Source organism: Campylobacter sp. B0100352/1, assembly GCF_020135855.1.
GTDB lineage: Bacteria > Campylobacterota > Campylobacteria > Campylobacterales > Campylobacteraceae > Campylobacter_D > Campylobacter_D taeniopygiae.
Map to the genome: position 1 here is coordinate 1 of NZ_JACHTP010000073.1, position 1,118 is coordinate 1,118.

Consider the following 1,118-nt stretch of genomic DNA (forward strand, 5'->3'; position numbering starts at 1 on the left):
TAAATTTTTGCTCTTCTGAAAGAAGAAAATTGTGCAATAAATTTTCACCCTCTGAATTTTTAAGATTAGGATCTGCTCCTAGTTCTAGTAAAAAATGCAAAAGTTCTAATTTATTAGCTCTTTCTATTTTAGTGGCAGAACCTAGAGGGCGAGTTGCAAAGATTATGGGTTCATACCACCCTTCCTTGCCTTGATAAAAGCAAGCATTGATATTAGTTCCCTTATCCACTAAAAGTTTAATGATTTTTTTTGTATGCTCTAAATCCAGTTTATCGTTACACCAATGAGCATTGCATGCAAGTAAAAAATTCAACCATGTTTGATCTTTTACAAATTGTAAAATAAATTCAAAAAATTCATAATCATAACACCAATCATCGCAAAATAATTGATCTAGCATCGCTACTCTATCATGCCATGGATCTAACTCAAGAATATCCTTACCTTTAGGATCTTCTATGATGCAAATCACATTTATACCTTCTTTGTTGATAAAATCTTGCCATTCCTTATAATATTTATCTTTAATACTATGCTTGATTTCTGTATCAAAAAACCATTGAAGCATAGGATTTGCTTGAAATTCTTCATAAGAGATGATTTTTTCTTCAGCCATTTGTTTTCCTTTTTTTATTTTTTTTATTTTTGCAATAAAATCTTTAAATTTTTATAAAATACTTTGTATAAAAATTTATATCCACTTAATCTGCTCTTAAATCTCCTCCTTTAACTCTCAATCCTTTATTGTCTATGATCACTTGAACTCCTCCAACTTGGATAATAACTTCTTTAGCTGTAGTTGTTATAGAAGTGGATTTTACTTGATTGATTATTCTATTACACGCTACAATAGTATTATCCTTTTGCGCTAAAGATGAAACATTTTCTGCATTAACACTATGATCTTTTTTCGCAACCATAAAGATAGATTTTTCTGTATGCTCTTGAATATTACCTTTTGCTTCTGTTATAAGTTCAGAATCTGTATAAACACTATATTTTCCTTGACTTTGTATATGATGATAACCTCTAGTAAATGCTTTTCTATTAGACGATACAGAACTTGTGTATTCTCCTGTAATTCTTTCTTCGTAGTTTCTGCCTATTTCTACCTTCTT

At 29.6% G+C, this 1,118-nt stretch carries 1 protein-coding gene and 1 pseudogene; both read right to left on the bottom strand.

Annotated elements, in window-relative coordinates; genetic code table 11:
* A partial coding sequence (locus H2279_RS08560; RefSeq protein WP_337196283.1) for an ankyrin repeat domain-containing protein occupies positions 1-616 on the bottom strand: 616 nt, incomplete at its 3' end.
* Positions 617-701: 85 nt separating this feature from the next.
* Positions 702-1,118, bottom strand: a pseudogene (locus H2279_RS08565) (hypothetical protein); the annotation flags it as partial.